The 26,631-nt window shown below is 64.0% G+C and carries 15 protein-coding genes; 11 read left to right on the forward strand and 4 right to left on the reverse strand.

Annotation, left to right across the window (positions count from 1 at the left end; all coding sequences use genetic code 11):
• From IPQ13_06100 to IPQ13_06110, 3 genes are read left to right on the forward strand one after another with little or no spacing between them, the layout of a single operon-like run.
• The gene (locus tag IPQ13_06100; protein MBL0210471.1) at positions 1 to 1,290 is read left to right on the forward strand and encodes a TolC family protein; all 1,290 of its coding nucleotides are present in this window, start codon (positions 1 to 3) and stop codon (positions 1,288 to 1,290) included.
• Between the two features lie 49 nt (positions 1,291 to 1,339).
• The gene (locus IPQ13_06105) at positions 1,340 to 2,482 is read left to right on the forward strand and encodes an efflux RND transporter periplasmic adaptor subunit (GenBank protein ID MBL0210472.1); all 1,143 of its coding nucleotides are present in this window, start codon (positions 1,340 to 1,342) and stop codon (positions 2,480 to 2,482) included.
• Positions 2,483 to 2,485: 3 nt separating this feature from the next.
• Entirely contained in the window at positions 2,486 to 5,683 is a 3,198-nt protein-coding gene (locus IPQ13_06110) for an efflux RND transporter permease subunit (protein ID MBL0210473.1), read from the forward strand.
• On the opposite strand, the gene IPQ13_06115 is transcribed toward IPQ13_06110, so the two are convergent.
• Entirely contained in the window at positions 5,610 to 6,311 is a 702-nt protein-coding gene (locus IPQ13_06115) for a glycosyltransferase family 2 protein (protein MBL0210474.1), read from the reverse strand. The genes IPQ13_06110 and IPQ13_06115 overlap by 74 nt on opposite strands.
• A gap of 103 nt (positions 6,312 to 6,414) precedes the next feature.
• On the opposite strand from IPQ13_06115, the gene mfd reads away from it, so the two are divergent.
• The 8 genes from mfd to IPQ13_06155 all read left to right on the forward strand — a co-directional run bounded on the left by mfd (position 6,415) and on the right by IPQ13_06155 (position 22,758).
• Complete coding sequence (mfd, locus tag IPQ13_06120; protein MBL0210475.1) at positions 6,415 to 9,870, forward strand: transcription-repair coupling factor; 3,456 nt, start codon at positions 6,415 to 6,417, stop codon at positions 9,868 to 9,870.
• A 560-nt stretch (positions 9,871 to 10,430) separates the two neighbouring features.
• Positions 10,431 to 14,423: an immunoglobulin domain-containing protein gene (locus tag IPQ13_06125; protein ID MBL0210476.1), complete on the forward strand. Its 3,993-nt coding sequence runs from the start codon at positions 10,431 to 10,433 to the stop codon at positions 14,421 to 14,423.
• Positions 14,424 to 14,607: 184 nt separating this feature from the next.
• A complete protein-coding gene (locus IPQ13_06130) occupies positions 14,608 to 15,540 on the forward strand; it encodes a hypothetical protein (GenBank protein MBL0210477.1) in 933 nt (310 codons plus the stop codon).
• Complete coding sequence (locus tag IPQ13_06135) at positions 15,540 to 15,824, forward strand: PqqD family protein (protein MBL0210478.1); 285 nt, start codon at positions 15,540 to 15,542, stop codon at positions 15,822 to 15,824. Before IPQ13_06130 ends, IPQ13_06135 begins: the two co-directional genes overlap by 1 nt.
• On the forward strand, positions 15,824 to 16,282 hold the full coding sequence (locus tag IPQ13_06140) for a lasso peptide biosynthesis B2 protein (GenBank protein ID MBL0210479.1): 459 nt from the start codon (positions 15,824 to 15,826) through the stop codon (positions 16,280 to 16,282). The genes IPQ13_06135 and IPQ13_06140 overlap by 1 nt, the downstream gene beginning before the upstream one ends.
• Positions 16,279 to 18,195 (forward strand): hypothetical protein, encoded by a 1,917-nt coding sequence (locus IPQ13_06145; GenBank protein MBL0210480.1) that lies wholly within the window; start codon positions 16,279 to 16,281, stop codon positions 18,193 to 18,195. Before IPQ13_06140 ends, IPQ13_06145 begins: the two co-directional genes overlap by 4 nt.
• A gap of 447 nt (positions 18,196 to 18,642) precedes the next feature.
• Complete coding sequence (locus IPQ13_06150) at positions 18,643 to 20,691, forward strand: M13 family metallopeptidase (GenBank protein ID MBL0210481.1); 2,049 nt, start codon at positions 18,643 to 18,645, stop codon at positions 20,689 to 20,691.
• A gap of 51 nt (positions 20,692 to 20,742) precedes the next feature.
• Positions 20,743 to 22,758 (forward strand): M13 family metallopeptidase, encoded by a 2,016-nt coding sequence (locus tag IPQ13_06155; protein ID MBL0210482.1) that lies wholly within the window; start codon positions 20,743 to 20,745, stop codon positions 22,756 to 22,758.
• Positions 22,759 to 22,840: 82 nt separating this feature from the next.
• Here IPQ13_06155 and IPQ13_06160 read toward each other — a convergent pair whose 3' ends face one another.
• The 3 genes from IPQ13_06160 to IPQ13_06170 all read right to left on the reverse strand — a co-directional run bounded on the left by IPQ13_06160 (position 22,841) and on the right by IPQ13_06170 (position 26,574).
• A complete protein-coding gene (locus IPQ13_06160) occupies positions 22,841 to 23,545 on the reverse strand; it encodes a helix-hairpin-helix domain-containing protein (GenBank protein MBL0210483.1) in 705 nt (234 codons plus the stop codon).
• A 12-nt stretch (positions 23,546 to 23,557) separates the two neighbouring features.
• A complete protein-coding gene (locus tag IPQ13_06165; GenBank protein MBL0210484.1) occupies positions 23,558 to 25,468 on the reverse strand; it encodes a M1 family metallopeptidase in 1,911 nt (636 codons plus the stop codon).
• A gap of 134 nt (positions 25,469 to 25,602) precedes the next feature.
• On the reverse strand, positions 25,603 to 26,574 hold the full coding sequence (locus IPQ13_06170; protein MBL0210485.1) for a hypothetical protein: 972 nt from the start codon (positions 26,572 to 26,574) through the stop codon (positions 25,603 to 25,605).
• Positions 26,575 to 26,631 lie beyond the last annotated feature (57 nt).

Genomic DNA, 26,631 nt, shown 5'->3' on the forward strand with positions numbered 1-26,631 from the left:
ATGCTGCCCATCCCTCCGGCTCAGGTGGCCGAAGCCCCCGCCCAGCCCCCGCTGAGCTTTGATCTGAAGGGCGCGCTCGCCCGCGCCAAGGACCAGAACGCGCTGCTGAAGGCCGCGGCGGCCAGGGTGGACGAACGCCGGGGCCTCATCATCGCCACCCGCGCCGACGCGCTGCCCCAGTTCAATGCCACCGCCGATTTCACCCGCAACCGCGATGTGTCGATCCTCAACAGCAGCTTCGGGGACACCCTGGCGCAGTTCAACCTCGACCCGAACAGCCTTGTCTCTCCGCGCAGCTACTACACCACCCAAGTCAGCGTCAGCCAGCCGCTCTTCTATTTCGGGAAACTGAACAGCGCCGTGGCGGTGGCCAAGGTCGGCGAGCAGGAAGCCCGGGCGGCTTACACGACGGCCGAGCTGGACACCCTCCATGGCGTGGCCAAGGCCTACCTGGCTGTGTTGGGGGCCGAGGCCCAGTTGGACGTGGTGGCGGCGCGCCTGAAGACGTCCGAACGGTTTCTGGAGGACGTGAAATCCAAGCTGGATGTGCAGAGCGCCACCCAGTTGGATTTGTTGCGGGCCCAGGCGGAACTGCAGGGGGTCATCCCGGATGTGCTGCAAGCCAAGGCTGATTTCGCCAGGGCGTTGGAAGTCCTGGATGGGCAACTGGGATTGGATCCCCGCACCCCGCTGCAACTGGAAAAGCTCCAGGCGCCAGAGATCCCCACGGACCTTCAAGGTGTGTCCCGCAGCGAGCTGACGCAGTTGGAGCAGCAGGAAAAGGCCATCGGCATCAATGACCGGATCCTGTCCTCGGACCTGAAACCCAAACTGGATTTGAGCGCCAACTACGGCTGGCAGGCCGGCAAGACCGACAATCTGTTCCGGGAACCCTATGAAACTTGGCGCCTGAGCCTGACCTTGAAAGTGCCGATCTTCGATGGAATGCGCAGCTCCGGCAAGCGGGCCCAGAACCGCGCGGTGCTGGAGCAGGTGCGGCAGCAGAAGGTCGACCTGGAACGCCAGATCCGGGTGCAGCAGCAGACCGCGCGGCGCGAGATCCAGAAGGCCATCGCGCTGCTCGAAGCCGCCACCAAAGCCCACGATGCCGGGAACGAAGCGCTTCGCGTCAGCCGCGAATCTTTCGAGCAGGGGCTCATCACGTCCCTGGATCTGTTGCAGGCCGAACGGGCCGAGCGGCAGATGGAAAGCGCGCGGGTCCGCGCGCAGCTCGGAGTCTGGTCGGCGCTGTTCGATGAACGGCGCAGCCTAGGCCTGCCGCCGCTCTGAACATCCAGGCATCCACCAAGCCAGCGAACCGAAGATCCCGGAGTTGAACATGCGACAAAAAGTCATATTCATCGGCATCGCCATCGCGGCGGTCATCACGGGTGCGGCCACCTACCACCGCAGCCAGCGCAACGCGGAACTGAGCCGCCAGGACAAGGTGAAGGAAGAGGGACTGGTGGCCGTCACGGTGGCTACGGTCGAAACCCGCGCCTTCAACCCGAACATTCCGTTCACCGGGAATCTATTGGCGATGAACCGCGCGGAGCTGAAGGCCGAGGTGCCGGGCCGCGTGACCCGGGTCCAATTGCAGGAAGGCGACACGGTCAAGGCGGGCGCTGTGCTCTGCACCCAGGATGAGGATGATCTTGCCCTGGCCGCGCAGGCTGCCGAAGCCCAGCTGGCCCAGGCCCGGGCCCAGGCATTGCAGGCCAAGCGGGACGCGGAAAGGGCCGATATGCTGCTCGAAAAACGCAGCATCACCCGCCAGGCAGCCCAGGTCGCCGAGACCGCCAACAACGCCGCGGCGGCGGCAGTGCAGGCAGCGGAAAGCCAGGCGGGCATGGCCAAGGTGCGCATGAAAAAGGCGCGGATCCTGGCCCCTTTCGATGGCCAGGTGGCCCGCCGGATGGTGCAGGCGGGGGATGTGCTCATGGCCGGCCAGAGCGTGTTCGAGGTCGTGGACAACCGCAAACTGGAAATCCAGGCGGACCTGCCGGCCAATGCCATGGCACTGGTCAAACCTGGACAGAAGGTGCATTTCCGCGTTCCCGGATTCCAGCAGCCCTTCTCGGGAACCGTCACCCAGGTGAGTCCGATCCTCTCGCCGGACGGCCGCAACCTGCACGTCCGCATGGAGGTCCCCAACACAGACCGGCTGCTAAAGAGCGGGGTCTTCGTGGAAGGCATGATCCTGGGGAACGGCCAGACCCAAAAGCCTTCGCTCCCGGCTGCCCTCGTCAAGGTCGAAGGCCAGGTCGGCGAAGTGTACCTGGTGGAAAACGGCATCGCGAAAAAACAAAGCGTGTTCGTGGGCCCGGAACAGGATGGGTTCAGGCCGTTGGATGGAATCCCGGCGGGCGCCAAGGTGGTGGCCACCGGGCAGGATCTGGTGAGGGACGGCAGCAGGCTCAAGATCGTGGGCGGCGAAGCCGGAGGCACGGCCAAACCCCCCACCAAGCCCGAAGGGAAGTGAGCCATGTTCCTTTCGGATTTCTCCATCCGCAGGCCGGTCACCACGGTCTGCATCATGCTCGCCCTCGTGGTGCTGGGCCTGTTCAGCGTGAAGGGCCTCGGCATCGACCAATATCCCAATACGGATATCCCGGTCATCACCGTCTCCATCGTGTATCCCGGCGCCTCTCCCGAAGCCGTGAAGCAGGACGTGGTGAAAAAGATCGAGGAAGCGGTCAACCCCATCGAGAAGATCAAGGAAATATCCAGCACCAGCCAGGAGTCCGTGGGCACCTTGATGATCCAGTTCCACCTGGGCCGCGACGTGGACAAGGCGCTGGATGACGTGCGGACCCGCATCGCCCAGATCCGCCGGGACCTTCCCAGCGCCATGGAAGAACCGGTCATTTCCAAATTCGACCCTTCGCAATTGCCCGTGGTTTCGCTGGTGGTGGGTCCCGACGGCCAGCACACCGGCATGGGCGAGCGGGAGCTGACCCGCGTGGCCGAGGACTTCCTGAAGCGCCGCCTCGAGAACGTGAGCGGCGTGGGACGGGTGGATGTGGCGGGCGGGAGCACCCGGGAGATCCAGGTCCAGGTGGATCCCGCGAAACTCGAAGCCATCGGCCTTTCGCTGCCCAAGGTGATCGGCGCGCTGGGCAGCGACACCAAGGACATGCCCTCCGGCAACCTCCTGCAGGCCACGCGGGAAGTGGCGGTGAAGGTGGATGCCAAGGCGAAGTCCGTGGATGATTTCCGCCATGTCATCGTGGGCAACAAGCAGGGGCGCCCCGTGGAGCTGTGGGAAGTCGCCACCATCGTGGACGGGCTGAAGGAGAAGCGGACCCTGGCCCGGTTCAACGGCCAGGATGTGGTGGCCCTGGAACTCCAGCGCCAGACCGGCGGCAACACCGTGGCCATGGTCGCCAACGTGGACAAGGCCCTGGACGAGATGAAGCCCGAGCTCGTCAAGCAAGGCATCGGCGTGGTGAAGGCCCGCGACAACGCCCGCTTCATCCACCAGTCCGTGGAGGATGTGAACATCAGCATCTACCTGGGCGGCGTGCTCACGGTGATCATCGTGTTCTTCTTCCTGAAATCCTGGCGCTCGACGCTCATCACGAGCCTGACCCTGCCGGTGTCCGTGATCTCCACCTTCATCATCATGAGGGCCCTCGACTTCACCTTGAACACCATGACGCTCATGGGCCTGAGCCTCGCCATCGGCATCCTGATCGACGATGCCATCGTGGTGCGGGAGAACATCACGCGCCACGCGGAGATGGGCAAGGACCACGTCACGGCGGCCCGGGAGGGCACCGCCGAGATCGGACCCGCCGTGATCGCCACCACCATGTCCATCCTCGCGGTGTTCGTGCCCGTGGCCTTCATGGGCGGCATCGTGGGCAAGTTCTTCTTCCCCTTCGGCATCACCGTCGCGTTCGCGGTGGCCGTGAGCCTGTTCGTGAGTTTCACGCTCGACCCCATGCTCAGTTCCGTATGGGCGGACCCCGAGCACGAAAAGAGCGCCGATGGGCACGTGCACTACCAGGGCCGCAATCTGGTCATGCGGGCCGTGGAAGCCTTCGGGCGGGTGCTGGACGGCTGGGAGCAGCTCTACAAGAAGGTCATTTCCTGGAGCCTCGGCCACCGCTGGACTGTGCTGGGGATCGGCTTCGGCAGCTTCTTCCTGGCCATGGGCCTGGCGGGCCTCCTGGGCAACAATTTTATGCCCGATTTCGACCGCGGCGACCTGCAGGTGACGTTCAAGACCGAGCCCGGCTCCAGCCTGGAGGCCTCGAAAAAGAAAGCCATGGAATTGGAAGCCATCATCACCGCGACGCCGGGCGTGGAGCAGGCCTACAGCACCGTCGGCACGGGCCTGGGCGGCACGATCAACAATGGCGGCGTCTATGTGAAATTGAAGGACGGCAAGCGCCCCGGCCATGTGTGGATCCGGCGCCACCTGAGGGAAGCCTTCCAAAGCGTTGCCGGCGTGGAAACTTCAGTCAGCGCCGTGAACGATTTCGGGAACCAGCGGCCCATCATGCTCGCGGTCCAGGGCACGGACCGGGCGGCCGTGATGCAGGCCGCGCCCCTGGTGAAACAAGCATTGATCAGAGTTCCCGGGGCCGTGGACGTATGGACCAGCCAGGATGCGGGCAAGCCCGAACTGAAGCTCAGGGTGGACCGCAAGGTCGCCAGCGATCTGGGTGTTTCACCGGCCCTGGTGGCGCAGATGGTCCGGCCCCTGGTGGATGGGCAGGTGGTCGCGAAATACGAGGATGAGCGCGGAGAGCAGCGGGACGTGCGCGTGCGGCTGTCGGAACAGGGACGGCGGCTGGCCGCGCAGCTCGCCGCCATGTCCGTGGAAAGCACCAAGGACATCGGCGGGGGCAGACACCCGCTGGTGCGGCTGGACCAGGTCGTGCGCTTCGAGGAATCCATCGCGCCCGCCAAGCTCCAGCGCCATGACCTCCAGGAGGAAGTGGAAGTCTCCTGCAATTTCGAAGGCAACACGCTCGATGAAGTCAGCGGCGGAGTCGCCAAGAAAATCGCGGAGCTCAAGCAATCCGGCCGGCTGCCGGAAGGTGTGAAAGTCGAGATGCTGGGCCAGGCGCGGGATTCCAAGGAGACCGCCGGGTACATGGCGACCTCCATGCTCCTGGCGATCTTCTTCATCTACTTCGTGCTGGCTTCGCAGTTCGAGAGCTTCAAGCTGCCCATCACCATCATGCTGAGCCTGCCGCTCTCCATGGTGGGCATGGTCATGATGCTGCTGATCACCGGCGACACCATGAGCATGATGACGAGCATCGGCACGATCCTGCTCATGGGCCTGGTGACGAAAAACGCCATCCTGCTGGTGGACTACGCCATCCAGCTCCAGAAGGAGGGCATGAACCGCACCGACGCGCTAATCAAGGCCGGCATGACGCGGCTGCGGCCCATCCTCATGACCACCTTCGCCATGATCGGCGGGATGCTGCCCCTGTTCCTGGCGCTGGGCGCGGGCGCGGAGATGCGGGCGCCCATGGCCCGCGCGGTGGTGGGCGGCATCGTCACCTCCACCATGCTCACCCTCATCATCGTGCCGGTCTTCTACGAGATCCTGGATGACTTCAGCCTTGGCAAAGTGCTCGGCTGGTTCAAGGCCCGCAGCCTTCCTCCTTCGGACGAGCCAGGAACAGACGACCGTCCGGCTCCTCGGCCATCCTTTTAGCCTTCGAGGGGACGGGCAACCCGAACCGTTCATAGTGGGCCGCCCAATCCGTGACGTAGTTGACGGTGGGAAGGCTGCTGGCGACCCGTTTGTGGCCGGACCGCCGCACCCGCTCCCAGAAGACCCGGTCGCCGACCACGCCCAGATCGTCCGGCATCAGCCATTCGAGGACCAGATCCAGGGCCTCGTGGGTCAGGAAGATGCAGTTCGTATCGCAGAATGCTTCCCCATCGCTGTCGAAGGTGTCCACGCCCAGGAGTTCGCCTTCCGGGGACCGGAGCATCCGTTGCGCCGCCACCACCGAGGCGGAGGCCGAGGCGGCCAAGCCGACCATGTGCTCGATGTGGTTCGGCTCGAACCAATTGTCGCCGTCCAGGAAGGCGATGCCCTCGAAGTGGCGCATCGCGGCGGAAATCCCCCCAATGGCTCTGGGTGTGTTCCCGAAATCAGCGTGATTGGGCACCAGGATGTGGTCCAGATCGGACCCCAGGCTGGCCAGATCCTGGGGATGGCCATCGGAGACGAATATGTGCCGGCATGGATGGGTCTGGGCCGATACGCTCGCGTGGCAGCGTTGGAGCTGGCTCAACGGCTCTTTGAAGTAGGGAGAAATGACCGCCACCCGCATGGAGTCCTTTGTAATGGTTGGGGCTTTCGTGGTTGAAGGTGCTGCGGAATGCGCCACCGCTGCCAGCCGCTCGCCTCATTCAAGCATGCCGCCGGCGAGGGCTATGGAATCCCGCGACCGGGCCCGGCTCGATGAACTGCTGAGACTTTTGGATGGGCCCAGCTCGGGTCTGGCGCCCGATGCGAAATTGCGCTGGGCGGAGCCTTCGGCCCTCGCGTTGCTGCTGGCGCACTGGATCACGCGGGAAGGAAGGGTCCAGCCGCTGTGGGTGGACGCGCCCTCCGAAGCTGAGGCGCAAAGCCTGGCGCAGGATCTGCGGGTGTTGCTGCCGGGCGTGGGCGTGGCGCAATTCCCCGGTATGGCGCCCTACGTCGGTGGTGAATCCTCCCCGCCGGGCATGGTGCTGCGGGATCGCCTGGCCACGCTCATCGGCTTGCTGGAGCGGCGCATCACGGTCCTCGTCACGGGACCCCTGGCAGCAAATGAAAAACTGCCCCATCCGACCTGGTTCCAGAAACAGAAACTGGAATTGCAGAAGAACACTGAAGTGCCCCGTGAGCTGCTGCTTGAGACACTGGTGGCGCTGGGCTACCGCCGCACGGAATTGGCATCGAGCCCAGGCGAATTCAGTGCCCGGGGCCTGGTCATCGATCTGTGGCCGGACCATCTCGATCAGCCGTTGCGCCTGGAAACCTTCGGCGATGAATTGGAAAAGCTCGCGCCCTTCGACCCCGACACCCAGCGCCGCACCGGCGAGGAATTGGAAAAGCTGTTGATCTACCCGCGCTTCGAGGCGGCCCGCGGCGATGGAACACCGTTGTTGAAGGCCGCGCAGTCGCGCGCCGGAAGCACCCATGAACCGGAGGATGATCTTGCCTTCCGCCGCACCCGGTTGGCGACCCATGGCCACTTCCCCGGCGAGGAACTTTTTTATCCGCTGCTGGATCAACCCGCGGGGCAGCTGGCCCATTGGGTGGCGCCCTGCCTGCGCGTGAAACTCGAATCCGAATGGAGCGACGCGCTCCGCGCCCGGGAACAGGAGCGGGTGGAGCAGAGCCTGGAGATCCTGCGCCGGGGCGGCGTGGTGTGCCCGGATTTCGAGGACCGGTTCCTGCCTGCTGATCCCAGCCGCGCCACCATCCAGCTCACGGAATGGCAGACCGAGGCCACCGTGCCCTTCACGGCGCAAAAGGCGCGCGAATTCCAGGGCCGCCTGTCCGAACTGGCAACCTACCTGAAGGAACTTTCCCTTACGGAACACCGCATTTTCCTGGCGGGCTCCACGCCGGGAATGCGCGATCGTTTGGGCGAGATCCTATCGGATTACGAACTGCCCTTGGGCAGCGGCAGCGAGAGCGGCTGCCGCACGGCGCACCTGGCCCTCAGCGCCGGAACGTACATCAAGGATGCGCGCTTGCTGGTGCTCACGGAGCGGGAGATCTTCGGGCGCAAGGCCATGGCCGCGCCTCCGAAACGCAGCGCCTCCAGCGCTTTCATGTCCGACCTGCGGGATCTGAGACCCGGCGACCGCGTGGTGCATCTCGATCACGGCATCGGCGAATTCATGGGTTTCCAGGAGCTGAATGTTGGCGGTGAGCTGCATGAAGTCATCCAGCTGCGCTATTCCGACGGCGGCCAGCTCCAGGTCAGCCTGGAACGCGCGGACCTGATCCAGCGCTTTGTTTCGCCGGATGGTTCGCTGCCCCCGCTGGACAAGCTGGGCGGCGCATCCTGGGCCAAGATCAAGCGCCGCGCCAAGAAGGCCATCCGCGACATGGCCGAAGAATTGTTGAAGCTCTATGCCAAGCGCAAGCTGGAAAAGGGACACGCCTATCCCCCGGACGGCCCCGAAATGGCGGAATTCGAAGCGAGCTTCCCCTTTGAACCCACCAAGGATCAGATCGAGGCGGGCGAGGCCATCAAGGCCGACCTGGAAAGCCACAAACCCATGGACCGGCTGATCGTCGGCGATGTGGGTTTCGGCAAGACCGAAGTCGCCATGCGGGCCGCGGCCAAGGTGGCGCTGGATGGCAAGCAGGTGGCGGTGCTGTGTCCGACCACGATTCTCTGCTTCCAGCATTTCAGGACCTTCAAGGAACGGTTTGCGGGATTTCCCGTGCGCATCGAAATGCTCAACCGCTTTGTGGACAAGGCCGAGGCCAAGCAGATCCAGCAGGACGTGGCTGATGGGAAAATCGAAATCATCATCGGCACCCACCAATTGCTCGGCGCGCGCAACACCTTCGCGGATCTGGGTCTGGTGGTCATCGACGAGGAACAGCGCTTTGGCGTTTCCCACAAGGAAAAACTCAAGCACCTCCGCGCCAACGTGGACGTGCTGGCGCTCAGCGCCACGCCCATTCCGCGCACGCTGCACATGAGCCTGACGGGCCTGCGCGAAATTTCCCTGATCGAGACACCGCCGAAAAACCGCCTCGCCATCGAAACGGTCGTAGCGCCCTGGAGCGACGAATTGATCGCCACCGCCATCCAGTTCGAACTCCGGCGCGGCGGGCAGGTCTACGTGGTCCACAACCGCGTGGACAGCATCGTTAGCGTGGCACAGCGGATCCGCGAGCTGGTGCCGGATGCGCGCATCGGCGTGGGCCATGGGCAACTGACGGACGATGGCCTGGAACAGGTGATGCTTGCCTTCATGGAGGGCCGCATCGATGTCCTCGTCGCCACGACCATCGTTGAGAACGGCCTGGACGTGCCCAACGCCAACACGCTGATCGTCCATCGCGCCGATACCTTCGGCCTTTCGCAGCTCTACCAGCTGCGCGGGCGCGTGGGCCGCAGCGACGTGCCGGCTTACGCCTACCTGCTGATCCCGGGCCAGGCGGACTGGAGCGGCTCCATTTCCTCGGGCGGCCCAGCCCGCGGAGACCGCCGGGAGATCAGCGAAGACGCACGCAAACGCCTGCAGGCGCTGGAGGATTTCTCGGAACTTGGCAGCGGCTTCCGCGTGGCGGCCCTGGACCTGGAGCTGCGGGGCGCAGGCAACCTCCTGGGCGGCGAGCAGTCCGGCCAGATCCACGACATCGGCTTCGAGCTGTACATCAAGCTGCTGGAGGAGACTCTCCAGGAATTGCAGGGCCAGCCTTCCGGCACCTTCGAAGTGCGCATCACCCTGGGCGCGCCTGGCCAGCTTGGAAGGCGCTGGCTGGACGCCGCTGCTGAGCGCCTGGTGGCCTACAAGCGCGCCTCCAGGCTCAAGAGCGAGCGCGACCTGGACCTCTACCGTTTAGATCTGGAAGACCGTTTCGGCCAGATCCCATCGGATGACGAGGAAAGTACCAGGTTCTTCGAGCTGCTGAAGGTCCGGGTCCTGGCCCAGGCCCTGGCGGTGGGGGAGGTCAGCCTCGTGGGCAATCGCCTTAAATTACGTCTAAGTCCTCTGACTCCAGTGGATCCTTCCAAACTCCTAGCCTGGATCCGGGGCAGGAAGGATGCCCAGCTCAATCCCGACGGTACGGTGCTCCTGCCGCTCTCGCCGGGGGCGATGGGACCCATCCGGCAGGCCCAGGAAGTGTTGCGGGAGTGGGCCGCCGGGTAGACATCAAAGCTTCTTCATATTCCCGATACCCGAAATATTAATGCATTTAATTTCCTAGTTGGTTGGCTTGGGTCCTGGCCGGGAACCGTCGGCGACCCCGAAGTAGAACCTGAAAGGATTTCTTGGCACATTGGCTGAAATCCGGTCCGATTAATTGTTTGTAAGTATTTATAATAGTTATGATAACGATATTATCGCCACGGCGAGTGGATCCTTGTGGCGGTCGGTTCCCGACCATTGCGCTCCGGCTTTTGAATCCTCCCGGATGGGTCCGCGGGCCATTTTCGGCCCTTGACAGGTAAATTTCATGAGACAATTACCCTTGTTGGTACCAAGGAAAAAACGTAGATTACTGTAGGCTTATTTTGCCCTGCGGGTCCAATTCTTCGGACTTCCATCAGGTTCAATCTTCCGCCTCGAACCGGTCTTTCCAGTGCCGCCCGTCACACCTTCCACACCCCAAGGCGCCAAGCCGCTCTTGATGGGTCACCCCTCCATTGGAGGGCGAGCCCCTCGGTTCCACGGTCACCCCCACCTTTCCTGAGCTTCCCGAGGAAATCATGTTCAACCCACGCGCACTCTTCACCCTTGCTGCTTTCGGCGCGGCCTCGGCCCTTTTCGGCGGCAATGCCCTCCTGCCCCAGGAACTGGCGCCGCAGGAGACCCTTGAAGCCTCCAGCCGCGGGTCGCTCCCTTCCCAGGACATCGTGGTCTCCACGGGTGACCTGACCGGGTCAAATTCCAAAATCGACAAGAGCGGCAAGAAGCCCAAGATCGACAATGCCGCCGGCCGCCTGGACTGGTGGCGGGAACGGCTGGGCGGCGATCTCACACCCGAGTTCATGGCGCGGCTCATGCGCGAAGCGGAGCTGCAACGGTTGCTCTACCCGGACCAGTTCCACCCCGAGGGCGATGCACCGAGAATGCTTCCGGAAGGCATCGCGCTCCCCCTGGCGGTCGCCGGGACTACCTGGACCAATCTCGGACCAACCAAATCCAACAAGATCCAGAACGGGATCACGCTGAACAGAGTGAATAGCGGGCGCCTGCGCACCATCCTCCCGGATCCAGCCAACGCCAACATCCTCTATGTGCTTACCTCCGGCGGCGGTCTATGGAAGACCACCGACCTCCTGGACACCACCCCGACCTGGCGCTGCCTCACCGATCGGGTGGGAAGCGATATGGGGGGCGCCGCCGCCTTCGGCAAGATCAAGAGCGGAACCGGCGCCACGCTCTATCTGGGGCTGGGGGATGCCTTCGACAATGGCGTCGGCGGTTTCGTCGTGAAATCCTCGGATGCCGGAAACACCTGGTCTCCGGCCATCCAATTGACGGGAACCGTGGGCCCCACCACCTACACCGCCACCAAGATCCTGGATCTCAAGGTCGATGACACCGGGGCCAGCGATATCGTCCTGGTGGGCACCAACGTCGGGCTGTTCCGGTCCACGAACAGCGGCGCCACCTTCACTCTGGTCAACAACGCGGTCTTCAACGGCAAGTATGTGTGGAGCCTCGTGCGCACTGGAGCGAACACCTGGATCGCCTCCACCGAGGATTTCGTCAATGGCACCGCGGGCTCGATTCTGCGAAGCACCGATGGCGGTGCAATCTGGTCACCAATTACAGGTCCGATCGTCGGCGCCGGCCGCATGACCCTCGCCAGCGCCGCCCCGGGAGAACTCATCGTCTACTGCTTCGCGGCCGATACGGGCGATGGCGCCCAGTTGGACCTGTTCCGTTCCACCAATGGTGGGCAGACCTGGACCGGGACCGCCACGGATACCAGCACTGCCCCCTCGAACCCGAACGCAGAACAGGGCGACAACGACTATATGCAGCAGCAACCCTGGTACAACCATCTCCTGTTGGTGGATCCCATCGACGGCGCCCGCAACACGGTCTATGTGGGCGGGCAATTAAGCTTGGCCAAGAACACCAATGGCGGCGCCACGGGGGGCTCTGCGGCCACCCAGTGGAAAGTGCTCACCAACTGGCTTGCCCAGTTCGGCCTCCCCTATGCCCATGCGGACTTCCACTGCGCGGCGACATCGGACGCGGGGGGCACCCACCGCATCTTCATCGGCAACGATGGCGGGCTCTTCGTCTCAACGAATGGCGGAACAACCTGGGATGACACCAAGAACGTGGGCATCATCAGCCACCTGGTTTTCGCCATGGCTTCCGGCCCCCTAAACAACTGCGATGCCAACAGCGTGCTCATGGGCCTGCAGGACAATGGCACCCACAACCGCATTGGAGCTACGTCGGTCTTCGACCAGACCAATGGCGGCGACGGCTTCGGCGTGGGCTGGAGCCAGGCGACCAATGCTGCTTCCCTCAGTTCATACGTCTATAACAACATCTATCGCTGCACCTCAAATCCGCCGGATGACCAATCGAAATTTGGTATCCCCCCGTTTACACCTAACTTTTCAGGCGGGCTTGGCACCCTGAGCGGGGCCAGCTACTACTTCGTCACCCCCATCATTACCGCACCCTTCGGTGCCGACCCCACGGGCACTGTCTTCTACACCTACAGCAACACCGGCGCTGGCACGAATTCAAAGAAGATCTTCATGACTTCCGGCGGCGGCAACTGGACCTCCCTCGGCACCTTGCCGTCGCCCACGGGTCCTGGCTCTCAGGTAGGCGTTCGGGCCGTTAGCCACGGGGTGGGACTGCACCCCACGGATGGCAACCGCATTGCCGCGGCCTGCAATGCCGGCTACGTGATCACCACCACCAACGCCGGCAGTCTCTGGACCGCCCGGGATCTTATCGGGACGGTTCCCGCGTCCGGTGCCCGCACTTGGCAGGGCTTCAATTCCAGCGTGGCCTGGGTGGACAACAACACCCTATTCGCGTGTTCAGAATCCACCGGGGCGGACTCCATCCATGTGGTCAAATCCACGGATGGCGGCGCTAATTGGGCGGCCTCTGAGAATGGACTGCCTGATTTGCCGGTGGTCAAAATCGTGGCCGATCCCGGCGATGCCAACACGCTTTATGCGGCCACCTGGCTCGGCGTCTACCGCACCACCGATCAGGGCGCCAACTGGAGCCTCTTTGGCGCCGGCCTGCCCCAGGCCCTGGTATCCGACCTCTACATCCATCCCACCAGCTCCTTCCTCCGGGCCTCCATCTATGGGCGGGGCATCTGGCAGGTGGGGCCCACACCCACCTACTCGGCACCTATCATCAGTGTGCAGCCCACGGGCGGATCTTTCACCCCGCCCGCAGGCTTCAGCCTGAGCGCAACGGTCCCCAGCACCTATCCCGCCGCAACCTACCAGTGGCGGCGCAATGGCGTGAATCTCGTCAATGGTGGTGGGATTTCCGGCGCCACAACTCCTACCCTCACACTCTCCTCTACCACTTGCGCCAGCGCTGGCGACTATACGCTCGCGGCCACCAACTGCGCCGGAACAACCGTCAGCAGCATCGCAACCATGACCAGTGCTGGGGCCGCGCCGCCGTTGATCACCACCCACCCGCCTAACACAGAGTACGCCACTGGAAACGCTTTCACCCTTTCAGTGGTTGCATCAGGTTCGGGCCTTACTTATCGGTGGACCCGTAACGGAACGAACCTGGTGAACGGCACCCAGACCCCATCCACATGGGTGGTCGCCGGGGCCACCGGGGCCACGCTTAGCATCACGAATGCCCGTGGTGCAACCGCAGGCACGTTCGCCTGCGTGGTCACCAACTCCGCCGGTTGCAGCACCACAAGCAACAACGCCACCGTTATTAGTCAGTCAAATCAGGGCAATGTGGCTCCAAACATTTGCACAAACCCCGTGGATGTGACGGTGAATGCTCCCACAAGCGCTTCCTTCACGGTCACGGCAGGCGGCGGCCGCGTCGATGCTTCTGGCAGGACCTTCACCTTCCAGTGGCGCAAGAACGGCGTGAACCTCACGAACGTAGCCCCCTATACCGGGGCGGTCGTCACAGTGGCTTCGACCACCAACAACAAGATGAATTCCACGCTCACCATCAATCCGACTTCTGAAAGCTTGTCTGGCAGCATTTACGACTGCCGGGTCACCACGTCTTCAAGCGCCAGTGTTCCCGTTATTTGCGCCGGGGCAAAACTGACAGTCAACCGCCGGTACACGCCTGCTACTGCCGTCAGCATCACACCCAGCCCAGCCCTGCCTGTGCCCACCGGGACTGCTGTCACCTTCACGGCAGTAGGCTCCGGCTCCGTCGCCATAGTCGGTGGCGCCCCTGCTCCAGCCGCCGCCTACCAGTACCAATTCTGGTTCTACATCGACGACAACCTCGGCTGGACCATGGTGCAGGATTATGGCGTGGGAAACAGTTACACCATGCCCGCGACCACCCAGCCGGGCACCTACGGCATCGGCGTGGATTGCCGGACCAGCCCCTCGGTGCTCTGGGATGTCTTCAACGCGATCAATATCTTCACGGTCACCCCGATCATCGGGCCCGGTGGCTCCGCGCCGAGCATCCTCGCACCCCGATCCAACGACCGGCCCGAGTTCAACGGCGGCCGAGCTTCCATCACGATCAACCAGTAGGATCCACCCGGAGGGCCGCTCGCTTCAGCCCTCCGGGAGCCCTTTCATCGGGGGCCTTGCGGTGGCCCCACCGGAGCTGATCGGGAGCGCCGTGTTGGCGCGTCGTATACTTCCAGCAGAATTTGATGATCGGCGTCGTGGGCAGGCTCGGTTTGGCTCCTCGGCCGGTGGATTCGAGGAGCGAGTGTTCCATTACCGGGCCTATGAGCTGAACATCGCTTCCGAGATCGAGTTCCCAGAACTCGAAGGCCGGGCTGCGGGAACAGGGATTCCTGATGTGGTGGTTTCGGTCCTCGAAGCCCTGCCAAGCCTGCCCGATGCCACGCACTCGGATGCCTGGTGGCAGGTCTCTCCTTCGGCCTTCCGCATGGAGGTGAAGGATATTGCGGTGTATCAGGTCGAGGAGGGGCGGCGGATCTTTGTCGATCCTGCACACTCCGCGGACCCGGCCGAGGTCCGGGTCTTCTTGTTGGGTTCGGCCATGGGAGCCCTGCTATATCAAAGGGGCATCTTCTCCCTCCATGGCAGCGCGGTGGAAACGCCCTGGGGGGCCATGGTGTTCGTGGGGCCTTCGGGCATCGGCAAATCCACCCTGGCGGCCCACTTCCATCGCGCCGGGCAGCGGTTGATCGCCGATGATGTCTGCGCTATCGCGCGGGATGGCGGCGGAAGGCTCCAGGTGCTGCCAGCCTTCCCCCATCTGCGGCTGAAATCAGACGCGGTGGATCGGCTCTATGGAGCGGGTTCATCTGCGCCCCCGTCCCGCTTCGATGTGGACAAATTCGTTCTTCCTCTGGGTGAAGGCCACGCTTCGGCGCCAGTGCCCCTGGGCATCGTGCACCTGTTGATGGATGCGGATAGCGGGGATCCAACGCTGGTCGCGCTCCGGGGCTTCGAGAGCATCCAGGCCCTGGCAGACAACCTGTACCGCCCCTACTTTTTGCAGGGAATGCAGACCCGCGGGGAAGTGCTGCGGCTGGCGGGGGAGATCGCCCGGTCGGCGGAAGTCGTCCAGCTATCCCGGCGACGGGATGCGGCCCACCTCGACACGCTCGTCCGTTGGCTTGAACATGGGTGGGAAGGGTGGTCCCGCCCCTCCAAGTCCCTGGAACCCTGATGCAACCTTTGCGCCCTGACACCATCCTGGCCCGCTCGGCCAAGCCCCTTTCTGCGGACCTGCACGACGAGACGGTCCTGATGAGCCTCGAATCCGGCAGCTACTACGGTCTGGAGGGCACGGCCCGGCGGATCTGGGAGCTGCTGGCAACCCCCCGCACGCTATCCAGCCTGGGCGAGCAGTTGGCGAAGGAATACCAGGTGGACCCCGGTCAGTGCGCGGTGGAGATTCGGCCCTTCATCGACGAGATGCGGCGGGAGGGGCTGCTGGTGGCTGATCCTTGATGGCCCTGCCCGCCATGGATTGGCGCCGCTACCGGGCCCTTCCGCCCGCCAGGCGGCGGTTGTTGAGGGAGGCGCTGGCCAGCCTGTTCCTGGCCCGGGCCGCCCTCGCTTTCGTCCCCTTCCGGCGCCTGGCGGCCGGGTTGGGCGAGATGGACACCGACAGCGCTGCCGAAATTCCGGAAGCGCAAGGGCAGGTGGCGGCGGACATCGCCTGGGCGATCCAGGCCACGGCCAGCCGCGTGCCCTGGGACAGCCGCTGCCTCGCCCAGGCCATGGCGGGTTATCGGATGCTGTGGAAGCGCGGCATTCCGTCGACTGTGTATTTCGGCGTGAAGAAGGATCCCCAAGCGCCATTCAGCGCCCACGCCTGGCTGCGTTGCGGGGCTTTCATCGTCACCGGCGAGGCAGGCCATGCGGACTACCGTGTGCTCTGCCGATTCTCCAGGCCTATTCCATGAGCGGCATCTTCGGCATCTTCCGTTTCGATGAGGCCCCCGTGCGCCGGTCAGACCTCGATTGCATGTCCGAAGCCATGGCTTTTTATGGGGCCGACGGCGGAGGCATCTGGCTGGGGGAAGGCCCGGGCGCCCGGGTCGGGCTCGGCAGCCGCCTCCGGCACGTGACGCCGGAGGACGCCTTCGAATCTCAGCCCCTCGCGGCAGAAAACGAAACGCTGGTCGCCGCCGGGCGCCTGGACAACCGGGATGAACTCCTGGAGGCCTTCGGAATTCCGGCTGTCGAAGCCGCCGAAATGCCGGACAGCGCGCTGATCCTTCGCGCGCACCGGAGATGGGGCGAGGCCTGCGTCGACCATCTGGCGGGCGACTGGTCCTTCGCGGTGTGGGATGACCGGGAACAGCGCCTCCTGGTGGCCCGGGACCACCACGGCAACACCGGCCTCTACTGGCACCAGGATGCCCATCGCCTGGTCTTCGCCACCAGCCTGAAGGCGCTGTTGGCCCATTCCGACACGCCGAAGCGTCCCGATTTGTTCAAGGTGGCCCAGATCCTCACTTCCTGGTCCGGAGACGGGTTCCGCACTGCCTATGAGGACCTCAAGTCCCTTCCTCCCGCCCACCTCCTGAAGGTGTCCCGGTCCGGCGCCGGGCCGCGCAGGTACTGGTTCCCCGAATCCGCGGGGCCTTTGTGGCTTCCAAGAAGCGAGGACTACTTGGAGCAGTTCCTGGAAGTCTACGGTTCCGCGGTGAAGGCTCGCCTCCGCAGCGCGAAACCTGTGGGTGCCACCCTCAGCGGGGGGCTTGACTCAGGTTCCGTCGTGGCCCTGGCGGGTCCCCTGCTGCGGGGGAGGGGGATGGAATTGGAAGCATTCACGTCGGTGCCCCGATTCGATGTCCAGTCAGCCCTCCGGCCCCACCAGATCGGGAATGAATGGGAACTGGCCCATGCCACGGCCCTCGTGGCTGGGGTGGGCGCCCACCTTCCTGTGGACGCCCAGGGCTTTGGGATCCTGGACTCCCTCCATCGCCAGGTGGAGATCCACGACGGCCCGGGCCATGCTGGCGCGAACTACCACTGGATGCTGGCGCTCCTGAACCTGGCGCGGGACCGGGGATTGGGCGTGGTCCTCACCGGACAGCAGGGCAACGCGACGGTTTCCAACTGCGGCGAAGCCTCGTGGTTCTGGTCCAGCCTGTTCAAGGGCAACCTCCGCGAGGCGTGGCGGGCGCTTTCCAGCTCCGAACCGAATCCCTGGCGGATATTCAGGCAACAGGTGTTGAGGCCGGCCATCAGGCCCACCCTGCAGGTATTCCGCCGCAGGCGGGCGATGGCTCAGGAGCTCTGGCTTTCGGAGTCGGCCCTGTCGCCTGCGCTCTCCCGGGAATTGCAGATGGCGGCCAGGATGGCCGAGGATGGGCATGACCCGACCTTCGGAAGTTTTCCGGAGCCCGAGAATCTGGTCATCCTCGGACTTGGGCGCAATGGCGTCGGCGCGATCTGGCACGAACTCGGCGCCGCCCACGGGCTTGAGGTCCGGGATCCAACGGCGGACCGACGGGTCATCGAATTCTGCCTGCGCCTGCCCGACTCCCAATCCCGGTCCCGCGGCCAGGACCGCATGCTCATCCGCAGGGCCATGGCGGGGCGCATGCCGGACAGGATCCTCCAGTCACGAGCTCTCGGCCTTCAGGCTTCGGATCTCGGCCTCAGGGTCCTGGCGGAGCGGCCCGGGCTCCTGGCAGCCCTGGAAGACATCTCGAACCACCCCGTCGCCAGCAGATGCCTCGTGGCCTCCCGGATGTCGAAAATCCTGGTGGACCTGGCTCCGGACAATGCCGCGGCGGCCTATCTGGATTGCGGTTGCGTCCTGCTGCGCGGGTTGAACGCAGGCCTGTTTTTAAGCAGGTTCTGAGGCCATCGCTTCCATTTATTTTGTTCCGGTTCCGCGCTAGAATATTCAAAGAGGGAATGGGCATGAAGGCAGGTGCGGAAAAAGCAAGTCCCGCCGTTGGCGACTCACGTCTCCCTTGGATACCGCCGACTTTGAAGAAGGGTGTCATCGGCGTAGAGACTGGGAATTTCTCTTCCCGCAGCTTTGATGGCGGGGCCAAGGCCAGAAGCTAAGCGGCACTGCTCTACCTCGAATCCAACCCCGCGCCGATGATTGCCTGAGGGTGTCGCCGCGCTGCGGGGAAGCTCGTTCCGCAGACTGCCCCGTGCGACGTCCCCGATCTAGAATGTTCTGGTATGGCCCAGGGTTGGCCCGTCTTGCCTAGTCTGTGGCCCGAAGTCCGGTTTCCGGCCATGGAGCGCCATCGAATTGGGTGCTACGCTTTACCCCTCATCTAACGAGGTTTCAATGTCCAGACTGCATCCGGCACTCCTTTCCCTCGGACTGCTCGCCACGACGCTGGCGGCCCAAAGCCCGGCGCCAGGAAACGCTTCAAAGGCCATCGATCCGGCCAACCTCGATCTTTCCGTGCGGCCCTGCGATGACTTCTACCAGTTCGCCAACGGCGGATGGCTCAAGCGCTCCACCATCCCTCCCGACAAGGCTCGGTTCGGCAGTTTCGAGGAACTGGCGGACCGCAATCGGGACGCCCTGCACGCCATCCTGGAGGAGACCTCCAAAAGCACGGATTGGAAGAAGGGTTCCATCGAACAGAAGGTCGGCGATTTCTACGCATCGGGCATGGACCTGGCCGCCATCGAAAAACTGGGCGCCGCGCCCTTGAAACCATGGTTGGACCGCATCGAGGCCATGCGCGGCCCCAAGGATCTGGCGCCCGTGCTGGCGGCCTTCCACGGGGCCCGGGCCGGGGGCGGCGGTTTCGGCCTCGGCGTCAGCCAGGACGCCAAGAACAGCACCCAGTACATCGTCCAGCTCAACCAGGGCGGCCTTGGGCTGCCGGACCGCGACTACTACACCAAGGACGATGCGAAATCCAAGGACTTAAGGGCCAAGTACCTCGCGCACGTGGCCCGGATGATGGTGCTCGTGGGCGAGGATCCCCAGGACGCAGGCGCCCATGCGGATTCGGTGCTGCTGGTGGAAACGCGGCTGGCCAAGGCCTCCCTCACCCGCGTGGAACAGCGCGATCCCCAGAAGACCTACCACAAGATGCCGGTGTCCGAGCTGGTGAAGCTCGCGCCGCAGTTCGATTGGAGCGCCTACTTCAAGGGCCGGGGGATCAAGCAGCTCGTGGACCTGAATGTCCGCCAGCCGGGTTTTTTCAAGGAGTTCGGCGTGCTGGCGGAGCAGATCACGCTGCCGGAATGGAGGGCCTACCTGCGCTGGCACGCGGTGAGTTCGGCGGCGCCGTACCTTTCCCAAGCCTTCGTGGATGAAGCTTTCGATTTCAACAGCCGCACCCTGAACGGAATTCCCCAGCAGCAGGATCGCTGGAAGCGCGTCCAGGCGGTGCTCGACACGCCATCGGCGCTGGGCGAAGCCGCCGGCCAGCTCTACGTGAGGAAGGCCTTCAGCCCCGAAGCCAAACAGAAAATGCTGGCGCTCATCGAGAATCTCCGTGCCGCGCTCAAAGAAAAAATCGTGGCCCTGCCCTGGATGGGCGAGGACACCAAGCAGCAGGCCTTGAAGAAGCTGGCGGCCTTCGGCGTGAAGGTCGGCTACCCCGACAAATGGAAGGATGCTTCCAAGATCGAGGTCGTGCGCGGGGATTTCTACGGCAACATCATGCGGGCCCGGGCCTATGAAACGAAGCGCAACATCGAGAAGCTGGGCCAGCCCATCGACCGCACGGAATGGGGCATGACGCCTTCCACGGTGAACGCCTACTACAGCCCCACCATGAATGAGATCGTCTTCCCGGCGGGCATCCTCCAGCCGCCCTTCTTCGATGCGAAGGCCGACGACGCGGTGAACTACGGCGGCATCGGCACCGTCATCGGCCATGAGATGACCCATGGCTTCGACGACCAGGGCAGCCAGTTCGACGCGGAGGGGAACCTGAAGAACTGGTGGACCGATGCGGATCGGAAGGCCTATGAAAGCCGCACGGACCTGGTGGTGAAGGAGTTCGACGCCTTCAAGGCGCTGCCGGACCAGAACGTGAACGGCAAACTCACGCTGGGCGAGAACATCGCCGACCTCGGCGGCCTCAAGATCGCCTACGCGGCCTGGATGAAGAGCCAGGCCGGGAAGCGGCTGGAACCCATCGACGGTTTCAGCGGGCCCCAGAGGTTGTTCCTCAACTTCGCGGTCATCTGGCGCAATGTCATCCGCCCGGAAGCGCTGCGGGTGAGGCTGAACACCGATCCCCACAGCCCGGGCCAGTACCGCACCATCGGGACGCTTTCCAACCTGCCGGAGTTCTTCGCGGCCTTCGGCTGCATGGACGGAAATGCCATGAAACGGCCGGAAAACGAGCGCCCCAGCATCTGGTGAACCGGGCCCGGCCAAGGCGCCCAACGGCTGCTATTCCATCTAGAGATTTCCATGAAACTGATCCCCATCCTGCTCTCCACTTCCGCTGCGCTCCTGGCGGCCGAAGCCGCCAAACCGGTGATCGGCGTCGATCCTGCCTACATGGACCGGGCCGCGACCCCTTGCGTGGACTTCTACGCATTCGCCAATGGGACCTACAACAAGGTGGCGATCCCCGCCGCCTACGCGGCCTATGGCGTGAACCAGGAAATCGATGACCGCAACTGGGCCATCCTGCGGGACATCCTGGAGAGCTCAGCCAAGGAGACCGCCTCCCCGAAGGGATCGGTCATCCAGCGCATCGGCGATTTCTACGCATCAGGCATGGATGAGGCCGGTATCGAAAAGGCGGGGACCGCACCGCTTTCGGATGCGATGGGCCGGATAAAACGGATCAAGGATCCCTCGGCCATCGCGCCGGCGCTGGCCTGGCTGCACCGCCATGGCGCGGGGGGCGGGTTCGCTTTTTTCGTGGCGCCCGATGACAAGGACAGCTCATCGGAAATCGCACGGCTTTATCAGGGCGGTCTGGGCTTGCCGGAACGGGAGTACTACTTCCGCGCCGACGACGCATCCAGGCACCTGAGGGGCCAATACGCCGCCCACATCGCCCGGATCTTCGTGCTGGCTGGGGATGGCCCGGCCGCCGCGGCCGCAGCCGCGGGCCGGGTGCTGGCCCTGGAGACGAGGCTCGCCGAAGCCTCCAAGCGGCTCGCGGATTTGCGGGACCCCGTCGCCAATTACCACAAGCTGAAGCGCGCGGAGGTGGCGGGGCTCGCGCGTGGATTCGATTGGGCGGCGTACTTCAAAGGCATCGGCCTGCCGGATTCGCAATCGCACCTGCTGGTGGGCCAGCCGGAATTTCTCAAAGCCTTCGCCAAGCTGACGCGGGAGGCACCGCTCGACGATTGGAAGGCCTATCTGCGCTGGAATCTGCTGAACGCGACCGCCTCGGAACTGCCCCGGGCTTTCGAAGAACAGAATTTCGCTTTCTACGGCGCCACGCTCTCCGGCCGCAAGGAGATGCTCCCCCGCTGGAAGCGCGTCCTGCAGGCCACGGACACCGCCATCGGCGAAGACCTGGGCCAGCTCTACGTGAAACGCGCCTTCTCGCCCGCCGCCAAGGCCCGGGCGCTGGAAATGGTGGCGTTCCATAAAGAGGCCATGCGGCTGAGCATCCAGAATTCGCCGTGGATGAGCGAGGGGACCAAAAAGGCCGCCTTCAACAAACTCGACACCATGGGCGCCAAGGTGGGCTATCCCGATACCTGGCGCGACTACTCGAAGCTCGACATCAAGCGCCAGCCCTATGTGCTGAACGTGCTGGCCGCGCGGGCCTTCGAGTTCGAGCGCCGCATGGCCAAGCTCGGCAGGCCCGTGGACCGCGCGGAATGGGGCATGACGCCCCAGACCAACAACGCCTACTACAACCCCAGCCTCAACGAGATGGCCTTCCCTGCGGGCATCCTCCAGCCGCCCTTCTTCGACGAGAAGGCCGACGATGCCGTGAACTACGGCGCCCTTGCCTCCACCATCGGCCATGAGCTGACCCATGGCTTCGACGACCAGGGCCGCCAGTACGACGAGCGGGGCAACCTGAAGGACTGGTGGGCGGCCAGCGATGTGTCCGCTTTCAAGGAACGGGCTGAATTGGTGGTGAAGCAGTACGATGCCTATGAGGCGCTGCCGGGCCTGCGCGTGAACGGCAACCAGAGCCTGGGCGAAAACATCGCGGATGTGGGGGGCTTGAAGATATCCTACGTCGCCTATAAGCTAGCGTCCAAAAACAAGTCACTAAAAGTCATCGACGGCCTAACTCCTGACCAGAGGTTCTTCGTGGCCTTCGCCCAAGGCTGGCGCACCAATGTGCGGCCGGAAAGCCTTCGCCTGCAGATCACCTCCGACGTCCATTGCCCCATCCGGTTCCGCGTGATCGGTCCGGTGGCGGACCTGCCTGAATTCTACGAAGCCTTCGGCTGCAAGGAGGGCCGTCAACTCCCCGAGGCCGCGGTTAAGAGCGTGTGGTGATGAAGGTTGTCGAAGCCGAAAAAACACCACGCGGAGGGAAGCGGAGAAGAGGTGGAGGGCAGCCGAGGAAAGCCTTTGGCCATCAATTCTGCCGCATGCGCCTCAAGGTCGCCTTGTTGACTCCGGGAACCTTCAGCAGTTCGGCGTCCGTGGCTTCGCGGACTTGCATCGGCGTCAGGAAACTGGCCTGATAGAGGGCCGCGGCCAACTCTGGACCTACGCCCTTCAGGCTGGCTTCGAGATGTGGGCAGAACCAAACCGAGGCGAGGTCCGGCGCGCCATCTGGGTGGATTTCGCTCGGCCGCATGAGCGCCTCCACGAAGGGCTTCCAGGCGGGATTCAGCAGATGCATGCGGTTGAATTTACGTGCCTGTTCGAGGGGTTCCTGGCCGCTTTCCGCGATGGCGCGGAAGGCTTTGAGGAAGGGCAGGATCACGGAGGGCTTCACGGGGCCTACGTCGCTTTCCTCATCCATTTCCAAGGGTTCCCAGCCGGCCGGCGCGGCAGGCTCCCGCCGCCAGGTTCCGAATTCCGGTGGGATCACCTCAAGCCTGGAGGCTTCGCCATCCGCCACCAACTGGCCATGGGACTGAAGCACCGACAGGGGCGTCCAGAGGTACAGCTTCGCGTGGAAACGGAGTCCCGCCGGGCCCGCGGGGAGCGTTTTTCCGGCGACGAAATCCACCCGGAAGCCCGGCGAGTTCGAGATCAGCGGCGGTTCCACGGGTTCGGAACCATCATCGGGCCGTTGGGCGGGATTAAGCCTTTTTTTCAGCCATTGCAGCATGGAAAACCCAACTCAGTTCTTGAGCCCCAGCACCAGGTCGATGGAATTCTGCGCCAGCGGATGGTAGCCGGGGCGGGCTGTCCGATAAATGTCCAGGGCGCGGGCTTTCCCTTCGGGTGTCCGGGCCAGTTCCGCATAGAGCGGCAGGATGAGCTTGCGGCGGCCGATGCCGATGAGGTAGGCGCGGAGCCTTGCGTCCGCCGGGGCGTAGCCGTGGCGGATGGAGAACTGCAGCCAGAGGAAGGCGATCTCGGCGTTTCCGGCTTCCGTGAACCGGAAGGCTGCATCCAGCTCCTTCATCTGATCCAGGCTGAGGGATGCGGGCAGCTTTTGCAGGAAATGCTGCCACTCCTGGGTGGACCAGGGCTTGGTCGGGATGGAGGCAGCCGCGCTTTTCCCGTCCAGCCAAGGCTTCATCACGGCTTCGACGGTCTCGAAGGCATCGCTTTGGGGCTGGGCCGCCCCCTTCGGCACCCCTGGGCCGTAGATCCAGGCCTGGATCGGGACGAGCTCCTTCTTCTCCGGGAACTTCCCGAGGAAATGCTTCCGGAAGTAGGCCTCGAATTCCGCGGTGGTGATGCTTTGAAAGGCATGGCGCCGGAAATAGCCCCGCAGGAAGGCATCGAAAGTCCGGCGTCCAAAGGCCTCCTCGATTGTTCGGAGGAATAATGCGCCTTTTTCGTATGCTATTTCGCTTGTGTCCTCGTCCGGATCGCGGCCTTTCATGGGATACCAGAGGGCCGTGTCCGCGGCCGGAAGCGTGTCCAACAGGCGCTGCAAGGTCTGGCGGCCAAGCCTCGCTTCCATCTCCTCCTTGCGGCGGCCATAGATGGCTTCCACGATGCGGCGCTCCACGTAGGTGGTGAAGCCCTCGTTCAACCACACGTCGCTCCAGGTGGCGTTGGTGACTAAGTTCCCGCTCCAGCTGTGGGCCAGCTCGTGCGCGATGAGGGCGACCAGGCTCTTGTCGCCCGCCAGGATGGTGGGCGTGGCGAAGGTGAGCCGGGGATTCTCCATGCCGCCGTAGGGGAAGGATGGGGGCAGCATCAGGATGTCGTAGCGGCCCCAGGCGTAGGGTCCATAGAGCTGTTCCGCCGCCGCGACCATTTTTTCCGTGTCTTCCAGTTCCGCGGCGGCCTTGGGCAGGATGGATGGCTCCGCATAGACGCCGGTGCGTTTGCCCAGGGCACGGAAATCCAGATCGCCGATGGCGATGGCCATCAGGTAGGTGGGAATCGGATTGGGCATGGCGAAGCGGTACAGGCCCGTGCGGCGGGTGTTCGGAGCATTGTCCGCGCTCATCACGGCCCGGAGGTTTTTTGGCGTGTGGATCACCGCGGAGTAGGTGACGCGGAGCCGTGGGGAATCCTGGCAGGGCACCCAGGAGCGGGCGTTGATGGCCTGGCTCTGGCTGAACATGAAGGGTGATTTCTTGCCTGTGGTCTGCTCCGGCGTCAGCCATTGAAGGCCCTTGGCGCCAGGACTGGTGCGGTAGTGCACCCGGAGGAACCGGACTCCCCTGGGAAGGGAAACCGTGAGCCTGGAGCCCAGGATGGGCTCACTCGCCTGGAGGCTGTGGTTCACGGTTTTCCAGGATTTTCCGTCCCTGGAGCCTTCCGCGCGGTTGATTTCCAGGTCGCGGGTGTCCAGGTCCACATGGTCCGTGGTTTTGCCGATGACATTGAGCCGGAGCGTCGCGGTGCCCGCCAGGATGCGCTTTTCAAAATCCGCCTTCAGATCAAGGGCGATATGGGTCGTGAGCACCTGGGAGGGGTCGGCGTAGGAATGGAAATCTCCCGCGGCTTCCGACCTTTCCACGGCGCTCTTCTCCGGCGGCAGGGGCATGGGCGTGGGACGGCGGTCCTGGTCCTGGGCGGACAGCGCCGCCGAAAGGCCGGCAAGGAGCAGACAACGAATGCGCATGATGAATTCCTTGGAAGGTTGGGTCCGCAGTGAAGTCCATTCTTGCACTTGAGCGGCCATCCGCCACCAGCCATGAGCGGCCAAGTCCCAAAGCCCGCTCCGGTCTTCCCTTTCAACCCGGTTCCCAACCTGGCTCAGGGCTTGTACTGGCCGGCGACGGCGCCGAACTCCGACTTCCATTTGGCGACGAGCTTGGCGAAGTCCGTCACTTCGACGAGGCCCTGGTCGCGAAGCCCGGCCATGGGGGCGAATACGCTGGCATCGATGTCGGCGGGCCCGGTGGGTTTGTTGATCTCCGACGGGACGATGTTCCAGGACGCCGTGAGCATCACGCTCGGGGCCACGGTTCCGCGGGCGTAAAGCGCGATGAGCTCCTGCACGCCGGCGACACTGTTGTGCCAAGCGCCGACCGCCACGATGTTGCCAGCGGGATCGTCGTCGAAGAAGTGGTCGCGATCCCGCGGCCTCCAGACGCCGCTCACCAGCGGGTCGTTCACATGGTTCGGCGTTCCTGCTCCGATGAGGATGTCGCCGCGCCACCGGGCGGCTGGATATTTCTCGCCGGCGACCGCGATGCGGAAGCGGTCCCAGTGCTGGAACTGCGGCAAGGAGGGATCCCAGATGTGCCCCCCGATGACGGTGCTGCCGCCCACTCCAAGCTGATCGAGCAGGTAGGCCACATCGGGGTAGTTGTAGCCCCCGTTCTCGTGGGAATGCGGATCGATCACCGCCCCAAGGTCATCGCGCAGGTAGACGAACACATTCTTGCCATTGGTGCTCGCCTTGAGGGCGGCATCTTCGTAGAGCAGCGCGGCCTCCAGGTACTTCCAGTCGGGCTGAAGCACCCACGTGAGCCTTCGCGTGCGGGCAAAGGCCGCAAGCTCGATGAGCTTCGAGCGGAGGCCCGCGTAGACCATCCGGTTTTGTTCGGTGCCGAGGGTGCCGTCGGGTGTTTGGTCCTCGATATGCGTGAACAGCACCACCTCCACGACACCCTTGCTTTGGCTGCCGCCCGTGTCATTGGTGGCGCCGGGGCCCGAGCTTGCGCACCCCAAGGCCAGGAGACTGAGCAGCGTCGCGCCGATCCAAGCGGCTCTTGTGCGCATCCAATGGAGGGCCATCGCAAACCTATACACCCGTTCCCGCGCGGAACCAACAAAATC

It is taken from the genome of Holophagaceae bacterium, assembly GCA_016720465.1.
Taxonomy (GTDB): Bacteria; Acidobacteriota; Holophagae; order Holophagales; family Holophagaceae; genus JANXPB01.

What these genes read in the sequence shown, in the direction of transcription:
- IPQ13_06100 (MBL0210471.1), top strand. Translation starts at nt 1, where the DNA reads ATGCTGCCCATCCCTCCGGCTCAGGTGGCCGAAGCCCCCGCCCAGCCC.
- IPQ13_06105 (MBL0210472.1), top strand. Translation starts at nt 1,340, where the DNA reads ATGCGACAAAAAGTCATATTCATCGGCATCGCCATCGCGGCGGTCATC.
- IPQ13_06110 (MBL0210473.1), top strand. Translation starts at nt 2,486, where the DNA reads ATGTTCCTTTCGGATTTCTCCATCCGCAGGCCGGTCACCACGGTCTGC.
- IPQ13_06115 (MBL0210474.1), bottom strand. Translation starts at nt 6,311, where the DNA reads ATGCGGGTGGCGGTCATTTCTCCCTACTTCAAAGAGCCGTTGAGCCAG.
- mfd (MBL0210475.1), top strand. Translation starts at nt 6,415, where the DNA reads ATGGAATCCCGCGACCGGGCCCGGCTCGATGAACTGCTGAGACTTTTG.
- IPQ13_06125 (MBL0210476.1), top strand. Translation starts at nt 10,431, where the DNA reads ATGTTCAACCCACGCGCACTCTTCACCCTTGCTGCTTTCGGCGCGGCC.
- IPQ13_06135 (MBL0210478.1), top strand. Translation starts at nt 15,540, where the DNA reads ATGCAACCTTTGCGCCCTGACACCATCCTGGCCCGCTCGGCCAAGCCC.
- IPQ13_06140 (MBL0210479.1), top strand. Translation starts at nt 15,824, where the DNA reads ATGGCCCTGCCCGCCATGGATTGGCGCCGCTACCGGGCCCTTCCGCCC.
- IPQ13_06145 (MBL0210480.1), top strand. Translation starts at nt 16,279, where the DNA reads ATGAGCGGCATCTTCGGCATCTTCCGTTTCGATGAGGCCCCCGTGCGC.
- IPQ13_06150 (MBL0210481.1), top strand. Translation starts at nt 18,643, where the DNA reads ATGTCCAGACTGCATCCGGCACTCCTTTCCCTCGGACTGCTCGCCACG.
- IPQ13_06155 (MBL0210482.1), top strand. Translation starts at nt 20,743, where the DNA reads ATGAAACTGATCCCCATCCTGCTCTCCACTTCCGCTGCGCTCCTGGCG.
- IPQ13_06160 (MBL0210483.1), bottom strand. Translation starts at nt 23,545, where the DNA reads ATGCTGCAATGGCTGAAAAAAAGGCTTAATCCCGCCCAACGGCCCGAT.
- IPQ13_06165 (MBL0210484.1), bottom strand. Translation starts at nt 25,468, where the DNA reads ATGCGCATTCGTTGTCTGCTCCTTGCCGGCCTTTCGGCGGCGCTGTCC.
- IPQ13_06170 (MBL0210485.1), bottom strand. Translation starts at nt 26,574, where the DNA reads ATGCGCACAAGAGCCGCTTGGATCGGCGCGACGCTGCTCAGTCTCCTG.